The following is a 775-nucleotide window of genomic DNA, read 5'->3' on the forward strand; positions in this document are numbered from 1 at the left end:
CAGCTAAATTTAAGATGAGTAATCCAAGAAAACAAACACCAATCAAACTGTTAATAGCTAACAACCAGTATGTGCTTTTTGTATATTTATTGTGTTTTTCGAACATATTTAACCTTAAAAACATAACGCCCGCTTAAGTTGTGAGTGACGCTCCACTGAACTTAGATTGGACACCGTAATCACATAACCCTAAATTGACGCCAAAAGTACCGAGCGTTACGAATCGACTTGAAGCGTTTGTTATGTACGTTTCTACAAAACATGGATGTCATGGATTGAGACTTTGTACATGCAATTATCAACAGGACTAAACTCAAACTGAACCGTTAAATCAGATAGTTCCCCATTTAGCATCAAGTCAAAATCAAGCATCAAGGTTCCGTCATATGCTTCTAAAAATTTGGGATTACATACTTCTATACTACAACTATCAAACTTAACTTCCCTCTCATCGCCAAAATAGTCATTGATAGCGTCAAAAACCAGATGTTTTTTCCACATCTGACCATAACAATTCGCTTCATCAATTAGGCTGTCTGCCAGTTCGAACTTTTGAGATGCCAAATAATCTAACCACCTCTGACAATAGCGCTTAAGCTCTTCAGCTTTATTTAAACACGTTAATTTGAACATATTTCCCCGAAGTACATAACGCCCCAAATAAGGTGTGCCACGTTGAACCAACCAAGCGCACCGAACTTCAAACCAAAAATGCCGAGTAAAAAGCATCACCTTGATTTGATTGTTATATGTGATGCGCAAGAACTAAAATTCA

1 protein-coding gene is annotated in these 775 nt (G+C 37.2%); it reads right to left on the minus strand.

The features are described from left to right. Window positions 1–252: 252 nt before the first annotated feature. Complete coding sequence (locus C9I99_RS26900) at window positions 253–633, minus strand: DUF7668 domain-containing protein (RefSeq protein ID WP_146151186.1); 381 nt, start codon at window positions 631–633, stop codon at window positions 253–255. Window positions 634–775: the final 142 nt, after the last annotated feature.

Source organism: Photobacterium lutimaris (genome assembly GCF_003025555.1).
Lineage (GTDB): Bacteria > Pseudomonadota > Gammaproteobacteria > Enterobacterales > Vibrionaceae > Photobacterium > Photobacterium lutimaris.